General features: G+C 27.7%; 7 protein-coding genes. 4 read left to right on the forward strand and 3 right to left on the reverse strand.

Features of this window, described 5'->3' with window-relative positions; translation table 11 throughout:
* Nucleotides 1–215 precede the first annotated feature (215 nt).
* Both ABF633_RS20100 and ABF633_RS20105 read right to left on the reverse strand, forming a co-directional pair.
* Complete coding sequence (locus ABF633_RS20100) at nt 216–674, reverse strand: peroxiredoxin (RefSeq protein ID WP_415526396.1); 459 nt, start codon at nt 672–674, stop codon at nt 216–218.
* 383 nt (nt 675–1,057) lie between these two features.
* Complete coding sequence (locus tag ABF633_RS20105; protein ID WP_415526398.1) at nt 1,058–1,228, reverse strand: hypothetical protein; 171 nt, start codon at nt 1,226–1,228, stop codon at nt 1,058–1,060.
* Between the two features lie 265 nt (nt 1,229–1,493).
* On the opposite strand from ABF633_RS20105, the gene ABF633_RS20110 reads away from it, so the two are divergent.
* The 4 genes from ABF633_RS20110 to ABF633_RS20125 all read left to right on the forward strand — a co-directional run bounded on the left by ABF633_RS20110 (nt 1,494) and on the right by ABF633_RS20125 (nt 5,898).
* The gene (locus ABF633_RS20110) at nt 1,494–2,222 is read left to right on the forward strand and encodes an HAD-IB family hydrolase (RefSeq protein WP_415526400.1); all 729 of its coding nucleotides are present in this window, start codon (nt 1,494–1,496) and stop codon (nt 2,220–2,222) included.
* Nucleotides 2,223–2,331: 109 nt separating this feature from the next.
* The gene (locus ABF633_RS20115) at nt 2,332–3,759 is read left to right on the forward strand and encodes a TldD/PmbA family protein (protein ID WP_415526402.1); all 1,428 of its coding nucleotides are present in this window, start codon (nt 2,332–2,334) and stop codon (nt 3,757–3,759) included.
* The gene (locus tag ABF633_RS20120; RefSeq protein WP_415526404.1) at nt 3,759–5,057 is read left to right on the forward strand and encodes a metallopeptidase TldD-related protein; all 1,299 of its coding nucleotides are present in this window, start codon (nt 3,759–3,761) and stop codon (nt 5,055–5,057) included. Before ABF633_RS20115 ends, ABF633_RS20120 begins: the two co-directional genes overlap by 1 nt.
* A gap of 178 nt (nt 5,058–5,235) precedes the next feature.
* Complete coding sequence (locus ABF633_RS20125) at nt 5,236–5,898, forward strand: NUDIX hydrolase (RefSeq protein ID WP_415526406.1); 663 nt, start codon at nt 5,236–5,238, stop codon at nt 5,896–5,898.
* A gap of 19 nt (nt 5,899–5,917) precedes the next feature.
* On the opposite strand, the gene ABF633_RS20130 is transcribed toward ABF633_RS20125, so the two are convergent.
* Complete coding sequence (locus tag ABF633_RS20130; RefSeq protein ID WP_415526408.1) at nt 5,918–7,015, reverse strand: hypothetical protein; 1,098 nt, start codon at nt 7,013–7,015, stop codon at nt 5,918–5,920.
* Nucleotides 7,016–7,649: the final 634 nt, after the last annotated feature.

A 7,649-nucleotide genomic window follows, 5' to 3' on the forward strand; every position in this document is an offset into this window, starting at 1 on the left:
GAGCAGAGGACTGAAAATCCTCGTGTCCCTGGTTCGATTCCTGGATTGGCCACCAAAAAGATTTAAGTTTATTACTTAAGTCTTTTTTTATTGTAAAAAAATAGTATAGGATTTTTCCTATACTTAAACAAAACTAATCTTTGGGGGATAATAAATTAATTATATATCAATATAAAAAGTATAATAGCAAGTGTAAATATATATTATAATCCAGTTTATTGAATATTTTTAAGTATGTCTTCTATGTGACCATCTACTTTTACTTTTCTATATATTTTTTTTATATTACCAGTTTCATCAATTATAAATGTACTACGTTCAATACCAATTTTCTTTTTTCCAAACATAGTTTTTTCTTTTAATACATCATATAAATTACATACCTGTTCATTATCATCTGATAGTAGTATGTAAGGTATGTTTAATTTTTTTATAAATTTATCATGTGAATCCAAAGTATCTCTGCTTATTCCTAAAATTATAGCATTTAAGTTATTAAAATTTTCAATACTATCAACAAAACAAGTAGCTTCCTTAGAACATCCTGGAGTGTTATCTTTAGGGTAAAAATAAAGGATTACTTTTTTCCCTATATAATCACTTAATTTATGCTGCTTTCTATCAGAACCAGTTAAAATAAAATCTGGTGCTTTTAAGCCTTCTTTTATATCCATTTGAATCACCAACTTTATATATTTTATATCACTATAATTATTATATAATAATCAATATTAAATATCAATACTATATTAATTTGAATATTTTATAATTAACAAGAATAAAATAATAAAACACTATGAATTTTTAATTTATCCTATGGCTAGTCACTGAAATACTTCATCGTACTCTGTTAAAGAGATTCACACAAAATTTAAAATTTTGCTTTTCTGTTTTTTAGGTAAAGATAACAGCGACACGTCCATGGATAATTCATCTAAACTTAGTGAGAGTACAAATTCCCACTAAGTAAGATTCATTGACATAATAATTTCATAGTGATCTATCTCAAATTCATAGTGCAACAGATATTTTTAAGGCTAATAATATTAATTTACTATTATTTGTTATGAGAGAGTTTTGAACGTTTTGTGTATTTTTTGGAATTTGCATCAGCACCAATTTTTTCTCCATTTTCAATGCCTATATTTCCTCCATTTTTAAAAAATATTTTTCTTAGTTCAGGATTAGATTTTGGTTGTGTTTTGTTTAAATTTTTATTATTATCCATTTTCATTACTCCTTAATATAATGTAGTCATAGTATTTAATACAGAACTATCTTGATAAATAATGATTCTTGAGATAGCATGGAATAAAGTCTTAATATATTTGTAAATATGATTTAATATTAATTTAACCAAAATGATTGATAAATATATGAGGAATAATATGAGAAAGTATATTTTATTTATTAGTTGTATAATTGATTTTATGCAGTGATAATTTTAAAAAATAAATTATAGTATAGATTAAGTATTAAAAGGTGGGATATACGTGAAGACTATAGCAGCTTTTTTTGATATAGATGGAACTTTATATAGGGAAGCACTTATTACAGAAGTATTTAAAAAACTTATAAAATATGAAATAATTGAAGAAAGAACTTGGTTTGAAGAAGTTAAACCTGAGTATGAAAAATGGGATATAAGAATAGGTAATTATGATAATTATTTATTAAAGATGGCAGATATATATGTTGGAGCAGTTAAAGGATTGCATAAGTCTCAGGTTGAATTTATAGCAAAGCAGGTTGTCTCTCAAAAAGGAGATAGGGTTTATACTTATACTAGAGATAGAATAAAATGGCATAAGGAACGAGGACATAAGATAATAACAATATCAGGAAGTCCTTTAGAGCTAGTAAAGGAAATGTCAATGAAACATGGTTTTGATGACTATAGAGGAGCTAAGTATCTATTAGATGGAGATATATATACAGGTGAGGTTATTCCAATGTGGGATAGTAATAGTAAAAGAAAAGCTATAGATGATTTAATTAAGCTTTATGATATAGATCTAAGTAAATCTTATGCTTATGGAGATACTTCTGGTGATTTAACCATGCTGGAAGCTGTAAGATATCCTACTTGTATAAATCCAACTAGGGAACTTTTACAAAAAATATTATTGAATGAATCACTTGGTAAAAAGATAAGTATAGTAGTAGAACGAAAGGATATGATATATAAGCTTAATATAAATTGTATTAAAGCTAATATATAAAAAGTATAAATTTATATGTATACAGCTAATAGTAGATTTTAGCTATTATTTTAATATATTGTTTAAATTAAGCATTTTATTTATAATGGAAAAATAGAGGTGATAAAGTATGAAAGTTAAAATATCAAACTTTTTATTAGAAAAGAAGTCCATGCTAAAAAAATTAATAGACATTTTGTCTATAGATTTTAAATACGTATCTGTATTAGGAACAGATTCCTTTGGAAAACAGTACTTAGTTCAAAAAACAGGTATTTCTGTTGAAGATTCTTTTTGGAATGAAAGAGGTTTTGTTGTTCGGGTATATAATGGTATAGGTTATTCGGAATACTCTTTTAACGATATTGACACTATAAGCATTGAAGAAATAGTAAAAAATATAAAAAAGAGGGTTAATGACCAAATACAAAAAATAAGGAAATTAGTAAATATAACAGCATATCCAATTATATCCGAAGAAGAAATAAGTAAAAGTTTTCTAGGAGATGTTGAGATTTCCTTTGAGGAAATTAGCGATAAAGAGATAATAGGTAAATTAACGGAATTGAGTAAAAAGGCAACATTAATTTCTGATTTTTTAATTGATTGTAAATTTAAATTACAGCAAGTGCATGTTTCAAAAATATTTATTACAAATAAGAAAGAGTTAAGTCAATCTTATGTTTGGAGCGAGGGATATATTTTTCCCATAACTAGGAAAGAAGAGAATACAAAGTTTAACTTTTGTTCATTTTCTGGACTTAAAGGTGCAGAAATTTTAGAAGAAATGGATTCTAAAGTTGATGAAACGGTTAATATGGCAGTTAGATTATTAGGTGCAAAACCACTGGAGCCAGGTGAATATGATGCAGTATGCTCGCCAGATGTATCTGGAATAATTGCTCATGAAGCTTTTGGCCATGGAGTGGAGATGGATATGTTTGTTAAAAATAGAGCTAAAGCAAGGGAATATATAAATAAACCAGTTGCTTCACCTATTGTGACCATGAGAGACGGTGCAGCTTCAGCCATGGAAGTATCTTCTTATCTTTTTGATGATGAAGGTATCATGGGCGGAGATACAACAATAATAAAAAATGGAATTCTAAAAACAGGTATATGTGATCTGTTATCTTCTTTAAGATTGGGAATAAAGCCAACAGGCAATGGAAAAAGGCAATCTTTTGAAAGAAAAGTTTATACACGAATGACAAATACATTTTTTGAAAATGGAACAGATAAATTAGAGGATATGATAGCTTCAATAAAATATGGGTATTTTTTAGACTGTCCTACAAGTGGTATGGAAGATCCTAAGAATTGGGGAATTCAATGTATGGGTAATTATGGTCTAGAAATAAAAGACGGAAAATTTACGGGCAATATTGTGTCGCCTGTGGTTATGACAGGATATGTTCCAGATCTTTTAAAGTCTATTTCAATGATTTCTGATGAGTCTGAATTAAAAGGTTCAGGTGCTTGTGGTAAGGGATATAAGGAATTTGTAAAAGTATCAAGTGGTGGACCATATATTAAGGCAAGAGTGAGGTTAGGATGATGATAGATAAAATTAAAAATGTATTAGACAATTTTAACGAATTAGATGGATATAAGATAATTGAGATAAAAACTAATTCTGAAGAATTGTTTTTTATAAAGAAAGAATTGGATATTACTAGAAGTAAAGAGGTTCAGCATTTTAAAATTACTGTTTATAAACATTTTCAAGAGAATGGAGAAAAGTTCACAGGTAGTTCAACTTTTGATGTTCATCCTGGTATGAATGATGATGAGATACAAAAAATTGTAGAAAGCAATATCTTTGCTGCTCAATTTGTGAAAAATCAGTATTATACATTGCCTCAGAAAGATAATAAAACTATTTTTAATATTGAAAGTAAATTTTCTACTAAGGAATTAAGTGATTGGATGCCAAAGCTTACGGAAGCTTTATATATTAATGATAAAGAAGAAAAAGGAGGTATAAATTCAGCAGAATTATTTCTTAATAAAGTATATAAAAGGATTATTACCTCAGAAGGTATAGATAGGAGTTTTGAGAATTATAAAGGTATGATAGAATTTGTAGTGAATTGGAAAGAGAAGGAAGAGATAGAATTATATAAAATGCTTACATTTTCTGACTATGAACCTGAGTTTATTTCAGATGCAGTTAAAGAAACAATATTTTTAGCTAAAGAAAGAGCAAATGCTGAGGAAACTGTTGAGTCAGGGAAATATAAAGTTATTTTGAGAGATGAACCAGTAAAGGAAATATTAAAATATTATGTTGATAAAACAAGAGTAGATGCATTATATAATAAACTGTCTAATTTAAAAATTGGTGATTATATTCAAGGGGATAAAATAAATGGTGATTTTATAAATTTAGAGCTTGATCCAAACGTTAAAAATTCTATATATTCAGAGCCTTTTGATAATGATGGTATTAGTCTATCAAAGATTAATATAATTGAAGATGGAAAGTTAAAAAAGTACCATGGAGATTTTAGACATAGTCACTATTTAAATACTGAAGTAACGGGAAACATAAGTAACTTTAAAATAAAATCAGGAACTAAGAATATAAGCGATATGAAGAAGGAAAAATATGTGGAATTAGTTGCTTTTTCAGATTTTCAATTGGATTCAGTAACAGGAAATTTTGGTGGGGAAATAAGATTAGGATGGTACTTTGATGGGAATGATATTATGGCAATAACTGGGGGATCATTGTCAGGGAACATAAATAATATACATTCTAATATATTTTTATCTAAGGAATTACAAAATACTGATGGCTTTATTGGTCCTAAGGCAATTGAAATGTTTGATGTATCTATAGCTGGAAAGTAATTAGTGAATGGGTAATTTGCAGACAAAGAGTAGTGAAAATTTTCAAGATTTTTAAGGAACTTTTATGACCGCTGGTAAAGTGCATGAAAAAAGTAGATTGATGCTTGAAAGTCTTGAAATTTCATAATTAGAATTCTGCAAATGATCAATTATTATTGAATTAGCGGAGTGTGAATGGATGAATAATGATAATTTAAATAAGCTTAAAAAATCTTTTCCTAAAGTTATAGATATAAGCGGAAGAGATGAATTTTTTAATTCTTCGGTTTTGATTCCTTTGATTCTAATAAAAGAAGAATATTATTTTATATTTCAAAAGAGAAGTGAAAATATAAGTCAAGCAGGAGAAATATGCTTTCCAGGTGGCAAAATTGACCCTGTAATTGATAAGGACTCACAAGAAACTGCATTGAGAGAGACTTATGAAGAATTCTCTATAGGAAAAGAAAAAATAAATATTATAGGCAGGACGAATACAGTATTTTCACCAATAGGGGCTATGGTAGATGGATATGTAGGTATATTAAATATTAAAGATTTACAAGAAATAAAAATTAATATTTCTGAAGTTCAATATATTTTTACTGTACCGGTATCATTTTTTGAAAAAAACAAACCCGAAAAATACTATGTTAATATAAAGGCTCATCCATCTACCATTGATAGCAATGGAAAGGAAACCTTATTACTACCTTATGATGAGCTTAATTTGCCGAAGATTTATTCAAAGCCTTGGGGAAATTATAAACATAGTATTTATGCCTATAAATATAAAGAAGAAGTTATATGGGGCTTAACAGCAAGGTTTATTCTTGATATCATTGAAATATTAAAAAATTAAATACAATAAAATAGATATTTTAAATAGGCATGACTTGGATATTGTCTAGAAATTCACTCAAATCATTGCATACAAGTACAGGTTTATTATAATGAGTAAGTTGTTTTACTGTATTTATGACTGAAGTATTTGGATTTACAATTATCAAATTATCTAATCTGTTAAATTCAAAGGCCTCCAATAAAAGTTTTTTTATGCCAAAATCTGTTGGAGGAAAAGAATAACCGATAACTATAAGAGTTTTGCAGCAAGATAAAATCTCTTTAGCACTATCCCATAAAGTGGAGATTATGTCTTGAGAATAATCTTTATATAGAACGGGAGGTATTATAAGGGGGTCTACTATTAAATTATTGTCAGCATATTCATCGAAGTATCTGTTGGTATCAGATAGTATAAATTGAACTTTTTTACAATTTGAACCATTTCTATGATTTTTAAATAAAATGTATTCACTTGCAGGTATACATTTGAACCAATTTAGCGATCCATGAAGTTTTAAAATATTCCAATTATAAAAAGAACTATTTGGCATATTATAAAAACCATCTTTTTTTATATAGGCTATACCATTATTTTTCATTGTCTGTATTTTATCAAATTTCACTCCATAACTAAGAAAAGAACTCCACTTATTGCTGGATACAGTTTCTATTGCTGTTTCCAAGTTACAGTCATAGTTAAAGGTAAGAATATTTGGTTTTTTGCTGTATATAAGTGAAGCAAAATTTAGCATTAAATTAGATGAATTACTGATAGATTCAAATTCACATAGACTTTCTATAAAAATAAATTTTAATGTGGAATTTATTTTTAGCAAATTAGTTATCAGTTCTTGGTCATTATTGTTGGAGGCTTCCAATAGTTGCAGCTGTAATAACGTGAAACATTCCTCTAAATCAAAGTCATCGTAGAGAAGATTTTTTTTTGATTTTTTCCAATACTTATATATATAATCATATACTAGTTGTGTTTTCTCCTCCGCAATATTTGATTTCTTATTTTTTAATATATTGTTGAAAAAATTTGTTGAAAGAGGTGGTTTTAATCCATTAATATTTTTTACGCATTGATTAAAGCCTGCTCCTAGTATGTAAGTAGTTTCATTTTTTGTCATATCGTTTTTCACTGCTTAAAAGAAATATTAGTATAACAGTAAAGATATTATTATAAAAAATTATATCTTCAATGAAGTTTTAATATATTATATCGCAGTTATTTCCTTCCTATAATTTTATTTATCCGATGACTAGCTGCTGTAACACTCCACCACACTCTGTGAAAGCGAACAAATACAAAATAAATTTTGTTTTGCTTGCTTGCACACAGCGAAAGCGATTCACACAAAATCTAAGATTTTGGTTCTCTGCTTCCCTAAAGGTGGAGATAACATGGGCGCGTCACTGGATAATTCATTTAAACTCAGTGGGAATACAAACTTCCATTGAGTAAGATTCATTGATAGTTTTACCATTATGAAAAAATATATTATAGTTAGATTTTAAAAGTAATTCAACCTATAGATTATAAACAGAGTTCTTTGTTTCAGGTGGAGTTTTTTTCTCCAGCTGAAACTTAGAAATCGTTATCCAGGGACGTAGCAGCCGTTATCTCCCACTTTGATAGAAGTTGGGAGTATTACGGATGGTAGTCATCGGATAAAATAAATTTGAAAAAATTGTTGACAGGATGTCTAAATAATGATATTATATAAAAGCTGTCAGATGACAGAAATTGATCTTTGAAAATTA

It is taken from the genome of Clostridium sp. (assembly GCF_047718555.1).
Classification (GTDB): domain Bacteria; phylum Bacillota; class Clostridia; order Clostridiales; family Clostridiaceae; genus Clostridium_I.